The organism is Tunturiibacter empetritectus (assembly GCF_014201375.1).
GTDB classification, from domain to species: Bacteria; Acidobacteriota; Terriglobia; order Terriglobales; family Acidobacteriaceae; genus Edaphobacter; species Edaphobacter lichenicola_D.
Map to the genome: position 1 here is coordinate 645,100 of NZ_JACHDZ010000001.1, position 16,563 is coordinate 661,662.

The window sequence follows — 16,563 nt, forward strand, 5'->3', positions numbered from 1 at the left end:
ATTTGCGTGGCTGACGTGGTGATTTAGCCGTCATGTTTTTGGCGTCTAAAAAAGTGACGCGGTTTTGAAGTTTATTTTTTGCGGTGGCGGGATGGGGAGGCTGGGATGATGACGGTTGGGCACTCGACGCTGGAGCTGGGGGCATTTCTGCGGGCGCTCGGGGAGAACGGCTGCTCGACTTTGGTGGATGTGCGGCGGTATCCGGGGTCGAAGAGGTATCCGCAGTTTGGGCAGGAGAGGTTGTTTGCGTCGCTGGAGGGGGTTGGGATTCGCGGGGTTTGGCGGGTGGGGCTGGGCGGGCGGAGGGCGGCGAGGAGGGACAGCGTGAATACGGGGTGGCGGAACGAGAGCTTTCGGGGGTATGCGGACTATATGCAGACGCCGGAGTTTGGGGCGGAGATGGATTGGCTGCTGGGGCTGCCGGATCTGGGGACTGCGGCGGTGATGTGTGCGGAGGCGGTGCCGTGGCGGTGCCACCGGTCGCTGATTGGGGATGCTGTGCTGGCTCGAGGTGGGGAGGTGGAGGATCTCTTTGTGACCCCGGACGGTGGGAGTTCGCGTAGGGTGCATGAGATGACGGAGTTTGCGCGGGTGGAGGGTGGGCGGGTCTGGTATCCGGGTGAGGCTACTTTGTTTGCTCCTGGGGATTGACCGCAAGTCTTCTCGAAAGGACAACGCAGATCCCCCTTCGGGGATGACAGCAAGAAAGACAACGCAGATCCCCTTCGGGGATGAGAACAAGAAAGACAAAGGCAACAGCAAAAAGACGGGGCGGGAGTTCTTCGCTGCGCTGCGAATGACAACAGACAGACGACGGCAGCTAAAGGTACCATCTGGGGCGAAGCATGACTGTTTGAGTGATCCCGTTCAAACTTTGGATCAGATTCAGGATGATCGGAGGAGAGAAAGATGCGCAGAGTGATGGTGTTCAACATGATTTCGCTGGATGGATATATCGCGGACGCGAACGGCGATATGAGCTGGGCGCGCCAGCAGGATAAGGAGTGGAACGAGTTTACGCAGGGCAACGCGAAGGGAGACAGCCTGATGCTGTTTGGCAGGAAGACGTATGACCTGATGGCCGGCTTCTGGCCGACATCCACCGCAACGGCGATGATGCCTGAGGTCGCGGAGAGGATGAACAGTGCGAAGAAGGCGGTGTTTTCGCGGTCGATGGAGATGGCGGGGTGGAAGAATACGACGCTGGTGAAGGGCGATCCGGGACTATACTTTCTGGACCAGTATAATCTCGGCTTTTTCGCGCAGAATCCAGTTTATGGAGTTTATGACGGACAGACAATTGCGGATCCAATACCGAAGAAATTACAACGTGGTTGATGGCGGGCTGCCCCAATCCGTGGATAAAGTAGACAGTCAAGAAGCCATGGCAACGAAGAACGGCTAGGAAGTGCCTATTTTGAGGCTATACGCAATGTGGATACGAAGAGCAGCAACTGTGGTTTTGAGCGTCGTTCTATCTGTCTTGGCTACCTTGATTGTGGATCGGCACATCAAGCACGAAGCCAGCGATACGGTTCGCGCCAGGAACATAGAACTGGTCGATGACGAAGGAAACCTTCGTGGCGCTTTTCGGTTGCAAGGGAAATACGGCAAGGGACTACCGGAACTTGTGCTATTTGACGATCACGGGGATTCTTCCGCCGCACTGTATAGTACAGGACTCTCCTTTGCCATTCCTGAGAGTGCTTCCGGTCTTGGTCGAGGACGTCTGAGCCTTGGGCACCTGGTACTGGACGATACAGATCCACACTCAGATTCTATGGTTGGCTGGGGGTTAGTCATAACAAACGACAATCACACCTCTGCCATGCTCGGTATCTCCAACACTGGCAAGCGTTGGAGCACACCGGCCCCATAACCTCAATAGACGATCGTTGCGCAGCTGGCGGGTGGGGGGCTGATTGACGAGTATCAGATTGCGGTGGTCCGGTGGCTCTGGGTGGGGGTAAGACGATGTTCGAAGGATTGGAGAAGCAGGTGAGGTTGAAGCTGACGAAGCATCGGGTGTTTGGGAATGGGAGTGTGCTGCTGCACTATGAGCCGTTGCAGCTGTGAGCCGGTGGCGTGATGGCGGTTATTGGGCTGCTGAGACTACGGTGAACTTCGACGGAAGTTGTCTTCCTGAAGATTCGAAGGCGTGGCAGACGCAGTTGCGCCCTGCGGCTTTGGCGGAGTAGAGGGCTTCGTCTGCGATCTCTATCAGGTCTTCGGAGGTCTCCTTCCAGCCGTAGGCGGTGGCGATGCCGATGCTGATGGTGGGGGAGCTGATGGGGGCTCTGTCGCCGGCGATGGTTGTGGATTGGACGGTCGCTCGAAGGTCTTCGGCGATGCGCCAGGCCTCGCTGGAGGCGGATTGCGGAAGGATGACGAGGAACTCCTCTCCGCCGTATCGGCCGATGTTTCTGGAGTCGGGGATGATGTGGGCGATGACACGGCCGAGCTCTTTGAGCACTGTGTCTCCGGTGCGGTGGCCGAAGGTGTCGTTGATGGTTTTGAAGTTGTCGACGTCGATCAGGAGGATGGAGAAGGGGGAGTTGTGCCGGCTGGAGTGTTGGCACTGCGCGTCGAGAAGGGCCATGATGTGACGGCGGTTGAAGAGCTCGGTGACGGGGTCGACGATGGCTGCAAATTCCAAGTCCGCAATCTTCGAGAGGTCCTTGGCGGTATGGAGTGCGAGGGTGCAAACGGTGAGAACGAAGATGGATGCGGCGAGGAAGACGAGTGTGACGACCAAGTCTTCATAGTGGTTTGGGCCGTCGTTGGTGTTGATGCAGAGAAAGACTGCGACACCGGCGGCGGCGAGGGTAAGGAGAGCTGCCATGGCGCGCCAGGTGGAACGGGCGCGGCCACGAGGCAGCATCGCGCAGAGCCAGCGGATGGGGAGGAGGGCTGAAAAAAGTAAAACGATGGAGATGGCTAGTATCAGTTGAATGATCAGGTTTGGGATAGCTGGAATGGTCATGAGATGGTGCGGCGGGTTGATAGAGATTTGATGCTAAAAGGTGCGTGGATGTTGGTCCGTCTCGTTTTGCTTGAAAGGATGATGGGCAAGTGAGGCTATCGCAGCGGTTAGGGGGACCGGTTGGACCAGATCGATCCATACGAAGTGCGGATACCTTCGCGGCGAGGTGCGTTGTTGCTTGGGGAGTGATGTTGAGGTTGGCTGGACGTCAAAGACTCGTGCTCGCGTATTCTGATGGGATATGTGGGTTCGGGTTCTTTATTTTGGAGTGCTGAAGGATGTCTTCGGCAGGAGTGGTGAGGACGTGGAGCTGGCGGATGAGGCCTCGGTGGCGGATCTGATTGCGGCTTGCAGGGGGCGCGCTGTGGGCGCTGCGGGAGTCTGGGATTCGATGGCTGTGGCGGTGAACCAGGAGTATGCGCGGGGTGTGGATGTGTTGAAGGATGGCGATGAGGTGGCTTTGTTGCCGCCGGTGAGTGGGGGAGTTGAGGGCAGGCTTGAGGGGCACGATGCGGGTTGAGATTACAGATGAGGTGATTCCGTCGGCTGAGATTGCGGCGGAGATGAAGGATGGTGCGGACGGCGCGGTGTGCGTGTTCGACGGGATCGTGCGGGATAATACGCGGGGAAGGAAGACGCTGTATCTGGACTATGAGGCCTATCGGGAGATGGCGCTGGAGAAGATGCGGGGGTTGGCGGGTGAGGCAATTGAGAGATTTGGCGTACGGGATGTGGCGCTGGTGCATCGGCTGGGGCGGCTGGTGGTGGGGGAGACGAGCGTGCTGATTGTGGTGGCTTCGGCGCATCGGGGAGCGGCGTTTGAGGCTTGCCGGTGGCTGATCGATACGTTGAAGAAGACGGTGCCGATCTGGAAGAAGGAACAGTTTGTGGATGGGGCGGTGTGGGCGGATGGGGAGCCGTTTCCTGAGGAGCAGCGAGTTGGCGAGACAGCGAGACAGCGAGTCAGCGAGGCTGGCGACTCTTCTGAGGTTGGGACTTTGGCAGGAGCGGATGGGCTTGGGGAGGAGAGCGGTCGTCCTTCGGACGATGCCCATACATCAGAAGCGATGTATGGGGCACCCGGTTCTGTGGCTAAGCTTGAGGGTGGAGGCGGTCGGTGAGAGTGCTGGTCGGGGCTGTGGTTGGGCTGGTGCTGGTGCGGGGGAATCTGCTGGCGCAGGCTCCGGTGGTGCGGCAGCCTCCTCCGGCGGTGGGGGCGCAGGCGCCTAAGGATCCGGAAGATGTGCAGAGTCCACCGGTGGTGGCGACACAGACTGAGACTGGCGGTAAGGCGAATGGTGCTTCTGCGGGAACTCCTGCGGGCGGGTTTCCTACGATCAGGGTGGAGACGCGGCTGGTGAATGTGGCGTTGAACGTGGTGGATGCGAAGGGTTCGCCGGTGGGTGGGCTGGGGCGGGAGGACTTCGAGATTCTTGAAGATGGGAAACTGCAGAAGATCGCGGTGTTTGAGAAGGAGGCTACGACGCCGCTGTCGATTGTGCTGGCGGTGGATGCGAGCGAGAGCGTGTTGAGCAATGAGCGGCTGGAGAAGGAGGCGGCGAAGCACTTTGTGCGGGCGCTGCTGCGGGAGCAGGATGAGCTGGACCTGATGGAGTTTTCCGATGTGGTGCGGGAGCTTGTGCCGTTTACGAATCAGCCGAAGAGGATTGAGAGTGGGTTGAACGCGATTCAGCATGGAGATGCTACGGCGTTGTATGACGCGATCTACCTGGCGTCGGATCGGCTGGCGGGGACCTCGGCTGCGAATGGACGGCGGCGGGTGATTGTGCTGATCACCGATGGTGGGGATACGGTGAAGGGGGCGCGCTATACGCAGGCGCTGGAGGAGGCGCAGAGGGCGGGGGCGATGGTGTACTCGATCATCATTGTGCCGATCTATGCGGATGCGGGGAGGAATACGGGTGGGGAGCATGCGCTGATTCAGATGGCAGAGGATACGGGGGGGAAGTACTACTACGTGGTGGACCCGAAGGATCTGGAGCCGGCGTTTTCGCATGTGTCGGATGACCTGCGGACGCAGTATCTGCTGGGGTATTATGCTCCGCGGCGTGGGACGGATAGCTCGTTTCGGCAGATCAAGGTGCGGATGACGGATGCTGAGTTGAAGGGAAAGTATGACCTTCGGTATCGGAGTGGATACTACGCGGATGCGAGGTAGCGATGTTTCGAAATATGACTCGAGTTTTCTTAACGGTGCTTCTTTTGGTGCCGATGACGGCCAGGGCTGAGGGTCTACGGGATTTTTCCGGAACATGGGAGATGCGACTGGGGACGCGGGTCATGTTTGTGTTGCGACTGACGCAAGAGGGTGGCAAGTTGCACGGTATCTGGGACAGGCCGTTGAAGTACTCCGGGATCAATGGTGTCTACGCGAATATGCGTGGCGGCGTGCGACATGATGTTGTCGCTCAGGTTCGCTTGACCGAGGGCGTACTGTCCTTCAAGGTTCAGAATGCTGGCGATCCGAAAGACGAAGATCAATTTCGGATGAGAGTAGATGGGGATTATGCCTCGGTGACGTTCGATGATCAAACGTCCGTCTCAGACCCTCTTCGATTCGAAAGAGTTAAAACGGAAGCTACAGTTTCTTCGGACTGGGAGCTAAACCGGTTGTACACAGCAGACGATTCTGAGGTTTCGAATGCGGAGATGAAGGCTATCTTTGAAGAAGATCAGCGCGTACGCCACAATGCTAAGACAGATTGGAAGGTTGTGAACAAGACGGATGCGGAGAGGAGAGAGGAAACGCGAAAGCTGCTTACAGCTGGTGCTCTGCATAACGGGAAGGATTATGAAGAGGCGGCTTTTGTCTTTCAGCATGGCAGCCAGCCCGAGGACTATCTCCTGGCGCACACGCTCGCAATGGTTGCGGTGTCCAAGGGAGATGCGACGGCGATCTGGATTGCTGCAGCCACTCTGGACCGATATCTAGAGAAAGTCGGTCAGAAGCAGGTATTTGGAACACAGTACTCAAGCAATGCGCAGCACGTGTGGACACAGGAGCCCTACAACCATAATCTGATCTCAGACGCATTGCGGTTGCAGCTTGGAGTGCCATCGCAGGCTGTTCAGGCTGAACAACTGAAGATTTATCAACGACAGCAGTGAGGTCAGGCGTCGGCGTGGGTGGGGTCGATGGTGGACTGGATGAGGGTGATGACGTTGGCGGGGAAGCCGCCTTCGAAGGCGTGGCGGCGGATGATCTCTTCGTCGGGCGCGATGTAGATGCAGAAGATCTTGTCGGCGGTGACGAAGGAGGTGAGCCACTGCACCTCGGGATCGAAGCCGCGGAGGGTACGGCAGGAGCTTTCAGAGATGGCGACGAGTTGTTCGCGCGTGAGGTGGCCGGTGTCGGGGATGTCGCGTTCGATCAGAAACTTTGGCATGGCTGACCTCGGAGAGATGGAGTTTCGAGCGGGGCCGGACGGGCACAGGATACTCTGGTGGACATACTCTGGTGGACAACGATAGCACTGGAGACGGCTGCGGTCGATGGAGGGTTACGGTGAAGAAGTTTGAGTTTGCGCATATTGCTGAGGGGATCGCGCGGCAGGCGGGGGCGTTGTTGCGTGGGTTTTATGCCAAGGGGGTGACGACCGAGTACAAGGGCGATGTGGACCTGGTGACGGAGGCCGATCGGGCGAGCGAGCAGTTGATTGTGGAGAAGCTGAAGGCGGCGTTTCCTGCGCATGGGGTGTATGGCGAAGAGGGGACGCGAAGTGGGTTGGAGAGCGAGTTCCGGTGGTATGTGGATCCGCTGGATGGGACGACGAACTTTGCGCATGGATTTCCGGCGTTCTGCGTGGTGCTGGGGTTGGAGAGGCGCTCGGCTGGGCTGGCCGCGGATGAGGATGGCGAGATGGTGGCTGGGGTGATCTACGATCCGCTGCGCGATGAGATGTTTTCTACGGAGAGGGGTAAGGGCGCGTGGCTGAACGGGAGGAAAATCTCGGTCTCGAAGACGGCTTCGCTGCAGGAGTCGCTGACGGCTACAGGGTTTCCGAGCAAGAAGCGGCATGAGAGCCCGAATATTCATTTTTATAACGAGATCACTCTGCGGTCGCATGGGGTGAGGCGGGCGGGGAGTGCGGCGCTGGATATGGCTTATGTGGCGGCGGGGCGGCTGGATGGGTTCTGGGAGTTCAATCTGAATCCGTGGGATACTTCGGCTGGGTTTCTGCTGGTGGAGGAGGCTGGGGGGACGGTGAGTCACTTCGACGGAGGGAAGTTTACGCTGGATAGTCGCGAGGTGCTGGTTACGAATGGGCTGGTCCGCGGAATCCACCGAGAGATGGTGCATCTGTTTACGGAGATGTTTGCGGGAAGAGAGCTGACGGCTATTCCTTCGGCGGCGGAGTTCGCGGCGAAGCGGGCGGGTGCGAAGTAGGGTGCGGAAGAGGCGGACGGCTCGGGTGATGCTGTTTGATGAGGTTGGAGGTGTTTTGCTGATTCGATTTGTGGTGCCGCGGGAGGAGGGGGAGTTTGTCTTCTGGGCTTTGCCGGGTGGAGAGATTGAGGCGGGAGAGACGGAGGCAGAGGCGGCGGCGCGTGAGGTGAGGGAGGAGCTTGGGCTGGAGCTGGTGGTGACGGGGCCAGTGTACTGCGACCGGAATCAGTTTCTGCATCAGGGGGAGATGCAGGACAATACGGATTTTCTTTTCAGGGCGAGGTGTCGGCGGGAGGAGCCTCGGCTGATAGGAGTTACGGCGGGAGAGAGGGAGATTATGCGCGAGATTCGCTGGTGGAGTGAGCGCGAGATTGCGGAGTCGCGGGAGAGAATCTTTCCGGAGAATTTGGCGGGGCGGATGCGGGAGCAGAGCGGCTTGAAGTGAAAGAAACAGGGGCTAAAGCGTTCGCTGTTGCATTGAGGAGTGAGTTGCGGACGAGAGCGGATGTGCTGCTAGAATCTACGTACGAGCTTAGTTTGCGCGGCGAATTTAGACGGTGACTTTAGACGTGGATAAGGGAGATTTTTGAGATGGCTTATGTGATTGCGGAACCGTGCATCGGGACGAAGGATTCGGCTTGCGTGGATGCCTGCCCGGTGGACTGTATCCATCCGAAGAAGGATGAGTCGGGATACGGCGAGGCGCAGCAGCTGTTTATCGATCCGGTGGAGTGTATTGATTGCGGCGCGTGCGTGCCGGTTTGCCCGGTGTCGGCGATCTATGCGGGCGATGACCTGCCAGAGAAGTGGGCAGAGTATCAGACGAAGAATGCGGCTCACTTCGGGCGATAAAGTTCGTTCAGGTGATTCGAAAAAGAGACGCGTGGCTTAAAGGCTGCGCGTCTTTTTTTGTATGCGGCTCGCTCGCGCGATTATGCAGAGCAGTTCGGTCGAAGATCAGGCTGGCCGCTCATCTTGAGATGGTGTCGATGACCAGGCCGTGCGAGCCGTTCCTTGCGTAGTCCTTTCCGGTGACCGTGACGTGCTCGCCGGCGTAGGGCATTAGTTTGGCGTTCTGCGAGGCGGAGGGTGTTGCGCTGTCGATCGGCAGATAGATGGTTCCGTCGTCCTGCAGAATGACCAGAGGCGAACCATTTTTGGCGCAGGCCTTCGCGCACGCTACTCCGATGGGTTTGCTGAGGCCCTTGGTGTAGGCACATGCTGAGTCGATGACCCAGCCGGTGACTTTGACGTTTGAGGCGGGTTCTTCTGCCATTGCGATGAGGGAGACGGTCATGGCTGCTGCGACAAAAAATCGTTGTGTTTTGTTCACGCTATTCCTCCAGGAGAGTTGCCGGCGGCAGAGGGGTTTGCTCGCCGAACGCAATCCTATACTAGAGGTGCCGGTTTTCGTCTTCTAGCGAGTCAGCGGTTGGGGTACGGATGATTGAGCGATGTGGCGAGGCGATCGTATTGCGGGTGTGGCCGTTTCAGGAGGCGGACCTGCTGGTGAGCCTGTTTACGCGGGAGCAGGGGCGGGTGAAGGGGGTGGCTCGTCATGCGATGCGGTCGCGAAGACGGTTTGGCGGGGCGCTGGAGCCGATGACGTATGTGCGGGCGACCTATGCGGAGAGGCCGAAGCAGGAGCTGGTGCGGCTGGATGCGTTTGAGATTTTGAGTTCGCCTCTGTCGCGGCCGATTGACTATGCGCGGACGGCGGCGCTGCAGTTTGTGGCGGAGGTGGTGGAGGAGGCGCTGCCGGAGCAGGCTCCGGAGGATGCGGTGTTTCGTCTGGTGCTTGCGGTGCTCGACCAGATACAGGTGGGTAAGGTGTGGATGCCGGTGACGTATTTTTCGCTGTGGATGAGCAAGCTGATGGGCTGGATGCCGGAGCTTGGGCACTGTGTTGTGTGTGGCCTGGATCTGCGCGGTGGGACGGTTTGGTACTCGGCTACGAGCGATGGAGTGACTTGCGAGGATGACCGACGACCGGGGAGTGTGGCGGTTTCGGCAGCGTCGGTGGGGGAGGCGGTGAGGATCTTTCGCGGGACGGTGGGGGAGCTGGCGAAGGAGGATTGGCCGAAGGGGCGGGCGGCGGACCTGCGGCGGTTTGCGGTGGAGACGCTGGAGCGACATCTGGAGCGGAGGCTGGTGAGTGCCCGGGCTCTAGGGAGAGCTTAAGAGTTAGTTGGGGGTGCGCGTGGGATGCCTACCTCTCAGAGGTCGAGATTTGGGCAGAGGCAGGTGAGGTGGAGTTCGCGCCAGTCAACCTTATGGTGGATGTTCAAAGGAGGCCGGGGTCGGGTAGACTTTGGCCTTCTTATGAGCACAACTGGGTTTACGGTTTCGACTTCGTCTCGACGTTGGCTTGAGGTGTGGCTGGCTGCGCTGATTGCTGTTGGCGTGCTGGTGACCTTCTGGAGTCAGCAGCGTTATCCTTCGCTGTTGAAGAAGCTGCATGCCGGCGCGGCGGTCAAGGTGGCGGGCCCGATCTCGTTCGATGCGTTGTTGAAGGTGACGCCGACGATGCCGGCGCCGACCAGGGTCATGCGGACGAGTGTGAACTGGTTGTATACGAATCGGTTTGGGATGTACTTTGCGCTGCCGTTTGGCGCGGCGATGATGACGCTGCTGGCGGGGGGTGGAGTGCCGAAGCGGTTCAACTCGGCTGCGGGGAATGTGCTGTGTGGCGCGGTGGCTGGCGCGCCGATGGGAGTGTGTGCGAACTGCGCTACTCCATTAGGTCAAAGTCTTCTGGCGAGTGGTGCGAGCACGCGGCTGACGGTGGCTGGGATGATCAGTTCGCCGAGCTTCAATCCTGTTGTGGTGGCGATGGCGTTTGTCTTGTTTCCGCTGCCGCTGGCTGCGATGCGAGTGGTGGTGCCGACGTTGTTGCTGATTGGTCTGCCGCTGCTGGTTCGGGAGAACAAAGTAGTGGTGAGCAGTATCGGTGTTTCGATGGAGGCGGAGGGACTGGGTCCACGGCTGATTGCGCTTTGCCGAACGTACCTGCGGAATTTGCTGCGACTGTGTGTGCTGACTTTGCCTTGGATGCTTCTGGCTGCACTGTTTGGGGCGTTGGCGGCTGAGCTGATTCCGGCGTATGGGACGCATGTTCCGGTTTCTGTGGGTGGGGTTGTGTTGGTGGCGATTCTGGGTACGTTGCTGCCGGTTCCGATGGCGCTTGATGTGGCGTTGGCGTATGTGCTGTATCGCGCGGGAGTGCCGACGCCCTATGTCGCGGTGCTGCTATGCACTCTGGGGCCGGTAAGTGTTTATTCGTTGAGTGCGCTGGGGAAGCAGTTGGACTGGCGGACGAGCCTGCGGCTTGGTGGAGCGGTGGCGTTGCTGGGATGTGTGGTTGGGTTTGTCGTGATGCGGTTCCCGATTCTCTAAAGATAAGTTCCTGCCGGACGGGCCCGCTCCGCGTGGGGCGGTCACTTCGTGACGCGTATACCGGTCTTGGCAAGATGATGTGCATAGGGCCTCCCGTTGGTCGGCATAATCTGATTCCGACCAACGGGAGGACCGCGCGAAGCTTTACAAAGGCGTGCGAACGCCCGCTCCACGCGTAGCGGGCCCGTCCGGCTGGACATTGTCGTTAGTGGGGGCCGGCGGCCATGGCGTCGTTGAACTGCTTGAAGAAGGCGGTGTATTTTTCGGGGCCGTTTTGTTCGGAGAAGCGGAGAGGCTTGACGCGTTCGACGAGGACTTCGGTGACTTCGGGTTGGGTCTTGAGGATGGTGATGGTTTCGTTGAGGTAGTCGGCGAGCGGCATGGCGCGTGGGTCAGAGGCTTGCTGGCTGCCCATGAGTTCGGTCTGGACGTAGGGTGGGACCAGCTCGATGACTTGAATGTTGGTGGACTGGAGCTGGTAGCGCAGGGCCTGGGTGTAGGAGTGGATGGCGGCCTTGGTGGCGTTGTAGGTTGGGGTCATCGCCATGGGGATGAAGGCGAGGCCGGAGGAGACGGTGAGGATGGCGGCGTGGGGCTGCTTTTGAAGATGAGGGAGCAGAGCCGCGGTGAGACGGATGGGACCGAGGAGGTTGGTGGTGATGATGGCTTCGGCGTCGGTGAGGGCTTCCGGCTGGGCGAGGAGGTTTTCGGGACGCATGATGCCGGCGTTGTGGATGAGGGCGTTGAGGGCGGGGAAGTCGGTGAGGAGTTTGGCGGCAAAGGCGCGGATGCTGGCGGCGTTTTCGATGTCGAGGACCGCGGAAGACATGCCGGGGTTGGCGGCGACGGTCTCGTCGAGGGCTTGCTTGCGGCGGCCGGCGATGATGACGTGGTTGCCGAGTTTGTGGAAGGCCTCTGCGAGGCCGCGGCCGATGCCGGAGCCGCCGCCGGTGATGAGGATGGTATTTCCGGTGGTGTTCATGGTGGTGATTTCTCCTGAGTTGATAGTAGGATTGTTTGTATCTGTTGGGAAGTAGGCACCTAAAAAATCTGTACTTACCTTAAGGAGAGTGAAGAATTTATGGGTAAAACTGCTGTTTTGGTTCGGGGCGCGGGGAAGAAGGTGGTGAAGAAGGTAGCTAAGACGGCTGTCGCGAAGGGGAGGCCGAAGGATGTGGTGGAGAACGATCCGAAGGTGGAGGCGCTGGTGCGGGAGATTATTGCGCGGGTGGCAGACAAGTGGACCATGCTGGTGTTGGAGGTGCTGGAGGAGCATGGGGTTGTGCGGTTTACGCGGTTGGGGGAGTTGGTGGGGGGAGTGAGCCAGAAGATGCTGACCAAGACGGTACGGCAGATGGAGCGGGATGGGCTGTTGAGGCGGACGGTGCATCCGGTGATTCCGCCGCGTGTGGAGTATGAGTTGACGGCGCTGGGTTCGAGCCTGGGCGAGGCGTTTTGCGGGGTGTGGGTCTGGGCGGAGACGCATGGGGAGGAGATTGAGCTGGCGCGGGTTGCGTTTGAGAGAGATGCGGTGGAGAGGCGGGATTCTATGGAGGCGTAGATGCTGTCGGCGACTGAGTTCTGGCCTACTGCTGCGATGGCGAGGATGAGCGGATTCGCGTCTGGGTGTGGTGGGGTGGGCCGGGTTGCAGGAGTTTGTGTGTGGATCTTACTGGTTGCTTTGGGTGTGGCAGCTGGGGGCGCGGCGTGGTGGTAGGGCGCAGGATGCGGATGTTCCGATATTGCATGTTTACGCGAATACGATCCAGATTCCGGTGCTGGTGCTGGGGCAGGATCGGAAGAAGATAGGGCCGATCGCTCCGAGCAGGTTCAGTGTGAGCCGCGATGGCGGCATTGTGGAGTTTCCTCGGCCTTATAATTCGACCCGGGGAAAACACCAATTTGTGGTCACGATTGCTAACAGCAACGCATTTATTCGGTCGACGGGAATATCGCTTCCGCTTCAGGATGCGAAGGTGCTGGCCGATCCTTCGACGATACGCTCGGACCCTTCGCTGGCGCCGGAAGAGGGAACGCGTCGTATTTTGACACCGCCACAGTAGAGGGCGTGATTGCGACGAGGCGTTCCTGTAAGGAAGCCATGAAAAAATCCCGCACCCTTTTTAGGGGGTGCGGGATTGGGGGTGAGTGGCGGCAGCGGCTATTTGGGAGGCGGCTGCTTTGACTCGTTTTTGGGTTGAGGGGGTTGAGGGGCGCGGGCGGCTGGATGGGCGATTGGCTCGGGCTGCTCATGTGGGCCGGCTGGGCGTCCGTTGCGGAGGTTTTCGACCTGCTGCGGGCCAAGAGGACGACCGGGATCGGTCTTCTGGATGGCTTGCCGCTGCTGGACGAAGGTAGGCTGCGCGGGTGGGGGCTCGCTTCGGTTGATGAGGGGACGAGGTTGATCCACGGGCCGCGGCTGCGGCTTGGGCTGTGCTGCCTGTACGGGAGGTTGAGGCCGAGGCTGGTTGATGGGCGCTTCGGATTGCGGCCTCTGCTGATTGATGGGCGCTGACTGCTGCGGCCTCTGCTGCTTGATAGGAGCCTCCGGTTGTGGCCTTTGTTGATTGATCGGCACTTCCTGTTGTGGTCTTTGCTGATTGATGGGCGCTGACTGCTGCGGCCTCTGCTGGTTGATAGGAGCTTCCGGTTGTGGCCTTTGTTGATTGATCGGCGCTTCCTGTTGTGGTCTTTGCTGGTTGATGGGTGCTGTTGGCTGTGGTTTTGGCTGATTGAACTGGGTTGTTGGTTGTGTTGGTTGTGTTGGTTGTGTTGGTTGTGCCGGTTGCGCTGGAACGGGGTGCGAGGGCGGGTTTTGGGTGGGGGTGGCTCGTTCTACGGGTGCTTGTCGTTGAACGGGTTGGGTCACCGCCTGCTGGAGTGGTTGTCGTTGGACGGGTGCGGGTGCGGGCTGCTGGATTGGCCGCTGGCCGTTGGGCAGAGGCTGGACTTTGACTGCCTGCTGCTGTTGCGGGGTTAGTGTGTGGACGGGGACGGGACGGGCCTGGGCTCCGGGTACGGCTTGCGCGAGGCCGACGCGGGTTTGAAGGACGGGCCGTGCGACGTTGACGGGAACGGCTCGGGCGGGGGCTTTGGCGACGATCTGCGGCGCGGGCGTGATCATGGGGTGAGGCATGACCTGAGCCTGGGCGAGCTGCTTCTGGTCGACGCGAACGGCGGCTGAAGCTACCGGGCGTCCGGCGGCGAAGGCGCGCTGGGGGACTACCGTGGTGGCGACGGCTCGGTTGACGTAGGTGACGTTGTTGATGGTCGTGTTGTTGATGACTGTCTTGTTGACGTAGATGTTGGTGGTCCGGTTGTTGTAGACGTTGCGGATCTCGGTGTCGTTGCGACTATAGATGTTGGTGACGTTGACGCGGTTCACGTAGCCGGAGCTGGCGTGATACCAGGGAACGTAGGTCTCGCGCGGGCCGAGGGGGAACCATGCGGTAAGGCCAGCCCCGTTGCCTGCGCCGAAGCCAACGCTGATGGAGAAGCTGGGGCCGCCGACGAAGGCGACGAGTGCGGGAGAGTAGACGGGGCGGACGATGGTGGGTCCGGGGATCCATCCCCAGCGTCCGTTGAAGCTGGCCCAGCGGCCGTAGTGGAAGGGCGCGAATCCCCAGGGCTCGGCTTCAACCCAGGTCCAGCCCCAGGGAGCGATCCACGCCCAGTGGCCGTTGTGGTAGGGGGTCCAGTCGCGGTCGACGTTGCGGGGATACCAGACCTGACCGTAGTCCGATTGGGAGGACCATTCGCCGTACTCCTGGAGGTCGCTGTATCCGATCATGTTGGGGTTGACGTACTGCTGAGAAGCGGCGCGTCCGGCTATCTGGCGGCGGTCGCGATCCTGATCGAAGCGGTCGAGGCTGTCGGCTGGTGCGAGCTCGACGTATTCGACGTAGATGGGGTTGGAGCCGGTGAGGCGGAGCGCCTGTCCGGGATTGATGGCTTGAGAGAGATTGGGGCCGGTGGCTTCGGCCTCGCCGGAGTTGACGGTGACGACGGTAGTGTCGTCCTGGGGGTAGCTGTCGATGCGGACGTCGCCGGGCTGGAGGATGGTGATGGTGCCGTTGGGGGTGTCGATTTCGATGGAGGCGCCGTTCTGGAGGTCCCAGCTGCGGATATGGATGGAGCCCTGGGCGAGGCCGAGTTGGGCGACCTGGTCGGTCATGCTGGTGAGGGAGAGGTCGGCACCGAGGCCCATGCGGATGGCGAGGGCGTCGCTCTGGAGCTCGGCGAAGCTGGAGTTGTCGACGTAGACGCGGTCGCCGTTGGTGAGGGGATAGTTGGGTTCGGCCTGACTGAACTGATCGACGCCGGCGGGCTGGAGGGAGACATTACCTTGAAGGATGCTGAGGCGGGCGACACGCTCGGGTGGGTCTGCGTCCTGCGGGTAGCTCTGGGCGCGCAGGGAGAGGGTGGTGAGGAGGGTGAGGGCAAGTGAGGCAATAATGCTCTTCTTATAGAAGCCCCTGATGGCAGTACGCGTGTGTGGGGTTTTCATAGTTGTTCCTCGAGACTCTGGTTGTATCAACCCGGCTTTTTGCGGATGGTGGCGCCGATGGTTGGAATTAGGTTGTAAATACACTCGGCCATCATAGAGGGATCCTTGTGTTCCTGCTGGGGAGATGTTGTGTCACGGGGAATGGTGCGGTCGGGAATTGGGCGATTGCATTTAGAATCGGGGAATTACCGTTTTGTGAAGAGAGATGCATGACTGAGAGAGCTGGAAAGAAGCGCGCGCTGACGTTTCAGGAGCTGTTGTTTACGCTGCAGCGTTTTTGGGCGGATCGGGGTTGTGTGCTGCAGCAGCCTTATGATGTTGAGGTTGGCGCGGGGACGATGTCTCCGGATACGTTTTTGCGGGTGCTGGGGCCGAAGCCGGTGCGGATCGCTTATGCGCAACCCTCCCGTAGACCAGCGGACGGGCGCTATGGAGAGAATCCGAATCGGCTCTTTCGGCATACGCAGCTGCAGGTGATTCTGAAGCCGCCACCGGTGCGGATTCAGGAGATGTATCTCGAGTCGCTGGTGGCGATCGGAATCGACCTGAAAGAGCATGACATCAAGTTCGAAGAAGACAACTGGGAGTGGCCGGTGGGCGGCGCCTGGGGCGTGGGCTGGCAGGTGATGCTGGATGGGCTGGAGATTACGCAGTTCACTTACTTTCAGCAGTGCGGGGGGATGGATCTTGATCCGATCTGCGGGGAGATTACGTATGGGCTGGAGCGGATTGCGGGATTCCTGCAGGATGTGGATTCGATCTACGACATTGTGTGGGCGGTGGAACCGGATACTGGCCGCAAGGTGACGTATGGGGAGATGCGGTTGGCCGAGGAGGAACAGTTTTCGGCTTACAGCTTCGACTATGCGGATGTGGGGAAGCTTTGGGAGCATTTGAATCTGTATGAGAGTGAGTGCAAGGCTCTTTTAGAGAAGGCTGGATTTCGTGACGACTTCAAGGACTTCGCGAAGATGGATGAACTAACGCTGAAGCGGTTTCCGGTGCTGGGGGCTTATGAGCTGGCGTTGAAGTGCTCGCATATGTTCAATCTGCTGGATGCTCGCGGGGCGATCTCGGTGACCGAGCGGGTTGGTGTGATGGCGCGGATTCGGACGCTGGTGGTGGGAGTGGCGAAGGCATATGCGGCGCAGGGTGAGGCGTTGACGGCTAGCGCGGAGAAGGATGTCGTGGCTGGTTAATAGACTTGCATTCCCACTCATCGAGATGATGCTGCGATGAATGGGGCACCCGGCTTTTGTGGTTGGTTGA

20 protein-coding genes are annotated in these 16,563 nt (G+C 59.7%); 15 read left to right on the plus strand and 5 right to left on the minus strand.

Features of this window, described 5'->3' with window-relative positions; genetic code table 11:
- Positions 1 to 105: 105 nt before the first annotated feature.
- The 3 genes from HDF10_RS02810 (at position 106) to HDF10_RS02820 (ending at position 1,879) form a co-directional block, all read left to right on the plus strand.
- Positions 106 to 651 (plus strand): DUF488 domain-containing protein, encoded by a 546-nt coding sequence (locus tag HDF10_RS02810; RefSeq protein ID WP_183810232.1) that lies wholly within the window; start codon positions 106 to 108, stop codon positions 649 to 651.
- A gap of 258 nt (positions 652 to 909) precedes the next feature.
- Positions 910 to 1,338 carry a dihydrofolate reductase family protein gene (locus HDF10_RS02815; RefSeq protein WP_183810234.1) on the plus strand — a complete coding sequence of 143 codons (429 nt, stop codon included), beginning with the start codon at positions 910 to 912 and terminating at the stop codon, positions 1,336 to 1,338.
- Positions 1,339 to 1,462: 124 nt separating this feature from the next.
- Positions 1,463 to 1,879, plus strand: coding sequence for a hypothetical protein (locus HDF10_RS02820; RefSeq protein WP_183810236.1), 417 nt, complete (start codon positions 1,463 to 1,465; stop codon positions 1,877 to 1,879).
- 216 nt (positions 1,880 to 2,095) lie between these two features.
- On the opposite strand, the gene HDF10_RS02825 is transcribed toward HDF10_RS02820, so the two are convergent.
- Entirely contained in the window at positions 2,096 to 2,983 is an 888-nt protein-coding gene (locus tag HDF10_RS02825; protein ID WP_183810238.1) for a GGDEF domain-containing protein, read from the minus strand.
- A gap of 241 nt (positions 2,984 to 3,224) precedes the next feature.
- Between HDF10_RS02825 and HDF10_RS20750 the strand changes: the two genes are divergently transcribed.
- The 4 genes from HDF10_RS20750 to HDF10_RS02840 all read left to right on the plus strand — a co-directional run bounded on the left by HDF10_RS20750 (position 3,225) and on the right by HDF10_RS02840 (position 6,112).
- Positions 3,225 to 3,503: a MoaD/ThiS family protein gene (locus HDF10_RS20750; protein ID WP_260177569.1), complete on the plus strand. Its 279-nt coding sequence runs from the start codon at positions 3,225 to 3,227 to the stop codon at positions 3,501 to 3,503.
- Positions 3,493 to 4,104: a molybdenum cofactor biosynthesis protein MoaE gene (locus HDF10_RS02830; protein ID WP_260177570.1), complete on the plus strand. Its 612-nt coding sequence runs from the start codon at positions 3,493 to 3,495 to the stop codon at positions 4,102 to 4,104. Before HDF10_RS20750 ends, HDF10_RS02830 begins: the two co-directional genes overlap by 11 nt.
- Positions 4,101 to 5,162, plus strand: a complete 1,062-nt coding sequence (locus HDF10_RS02835) for a VWA domain-containing protein (protein ID WP_311732644.1) — start codon at positions 4,101 to 4,103, stop codon at positions 5,160 to 5,162. Before HDF10_RS02830 ends, HDF10_RS02835 begins: the two co-directional genes overlap by 4 nt.
- Positions 5,163 to 5,380: 218 nt before the next feature.
- Positions 5,381 to 6,112, plus strand: a complete 732-nt coding sequence (locus tag HDF10_RS02840; RefSeq protein WP_221271378.1) for a hypothetical protein — start codon at positions 5,381 to 5,383, stop codon at positions 6,110 to 6,112.
- Between the two features lie 2 nt (positions 6,113 to 6,114).
- Here the strand turns inward: HDF10_RS02840 and HDF10_RS02845 are convergent, their stop codons facing one another.
- On the minus strand, positions 6,115 to 6,390 hold the full coding sequence (locus tag HDF10_RS02845; protein ID WP_183810241.1) for a DUF4242 domain-containing protein: 276 nt from the start codon (positions 6,388 to 6,390) through the stop codon (positions 6,115 to 6,117).
- A 119-nt stretch (positions 6,391 to 6,509) separates the two neighbouring features.
- Between HDF10_RS02845 and HDF10_RS02850 the strand changes: the two genes are divergently transcribed.
- The 3 genes from HDF10_RS02850 to HDF10_RS02860 all read left to right on the plus strand — a co-directional run bounded on the left by HDF10_RS02850 (position 6,510) and on the right by HDF10_RS02860 (position 8,243).
- Positions 6,510 to 7,391, plus strand: coding sequence for an inositol monophosphatase family protein (locus HDF10_RS02850; protein ID WP_183810243.1), 882 nt, complete (start codon positions 6,510 to 6,512; stop codon positions 7,389 to 7,391).
- Position 7,392: 1 nt separating this feature from the next.
- Positions 7,393 to 7,836, plus strand: a complete 444-nt coding sequence (locus HDF10_RS02855; protein WP_183810245.1) for an NUDIX domain-containing protein — start codon at positions 7,393 to 7,395, stop codon at positions 7,834 to 7,836.
- A 146-nt stretch (positions 7,837 to 7,982) separates the two neighbouring features.
- Entirely contained in the window at positions 7,983 to 8,243 is a 261-nt protein-coding gene (locus HDF10_RS02860) for a 4Fe-4S dicluster domain-containing protein (protein WP_183810247.1), read from the plus strand.
- Positions 8,244 to 8,361: 118 nt separating this feature from the next.
- Here HDF10_RS02860 and HDF10_RS02865 read toward each other — a convergent pair whose 3' ends face one another.
- The gene (locus HDF10_RS02865) at positions 8,362 to 8,724 is read right to left on the minus strand and encodes a hypothetical protein (RefSeq protein ID WP_311732645.1); all 363 of its coding nucleotides are present in this window, start codon (positions 8,722 to 8,724) and stop codon (positions 8,362 to 8,364) included.
- 110 nt (positions 8,725 to 8,834) lie between these two features.
- Here HDF10_RS02865 and recO point away from each other — a divergent pair, with 110 nt between their 5' ends.
- Together recO and HDF10_RS02875 are read left to right on the plus strand one after the other, a co-directional pair.
- On the plus strand, positions 8,835 to 9,572 hold the full coding sequence (gene recO, locus HDF10_RS02870) for a DNA repair protein RecO (RefSeq protein ID WP_183810249.1): 738 nt from the start codon (positions 8,835 to 8,837) through the stop codon (positions 9,570 to 9,572).
- A 141-nt stretch (positions 9,573 to 9,713) separates the two neighbouring features.
- On the plus strand, positions 9,714 to 10,787 hold the full coding sequence (locus tag HDF10_RS02875; RefSeq protein ID WP_183810251.1) for a hypothetical protein: 1,074 nt from the start codon (positions 9,714 to 9,716) through the stop codon (positions 10,785 to 10,787).
- 205 nt (positions 10,788 to 10,992) lie between these two features.
- Here HDF10_RS02875 and HDF10_RS02880 read toward each other — a convergent pair whose 3' ends face one another.
- Positions 10,993 to 11,769, minus strand: a complete 777-nt coding sequence (locus HDF10_RS02880; RefSeq protein ID WP_183810253.1) for an SDR family oxidoreductase — start codon at positions 11,767 to 11,769, stop codon at positions 10,993 to 10,995.
- 99 nt (positions 11,770 to 11,868) lie between these two features.
- On the opposite strand from HDF10_RS02880, the gene HDF10_RS02885 reads away from it, so the two are divergent.
- Positions 11,869 to 12,348, plus strand: coding sequence for a winged helix-turn-helix transcriptional regulator (locus HDF10_RS02885; RefSeq protein ID WP_183810255.1), 480 nt, complete (start codon positions 11,869 to 11,871; stop codon positions 12,346 to 12,348).
- Between the two features lie 67 nt (positions 12,349 to 12,415).
- Complete coding sequence (locus HDF10_RS02890) at positions 12,416 to 12,850, plus strand: hypothetical protein (protein ID WP_183810257.1); 435 nt, start codon at positions 12,416 to 12,418, stop codon at positions 12,848 to 12,850.
- A gap of 98 nt (positions 12,851 to 12,948) precedes the next feature.
- On the opposite strand, the gene HDF10_RS02895 is transcribed toward HDF10_RS02890, so the two are convergent.
- Complete coding sequence (locus HDF10_RS02895; protein WP_183810259.1) at positions 12,949 to 15,294, minus strand: DUF6600 domain-containing protein; 2,346 nt, start codon at positions 15,292 to 15,294, stop codon at positions 12,949 to 12,951.
- 209 nt (positions 15,295 to 15,503) lie between these two features.
- Here HDF10_RS02895 and HDF10_RS02900 point away from each other — a divergent pair, with 209 nt between their 5' ends.
- Entirely contained in the window at positions 15,504 to 16,493 is a 990-nt protein-coding gene (locus tag HDF10_RS02900) for a glycine--tRNA ligase subunit alpha (RefSeq protein WP_183810261.1), read from the plus strand.
- Positions 16,494 to 16,563: the final 70 nt, after the last annotated feature.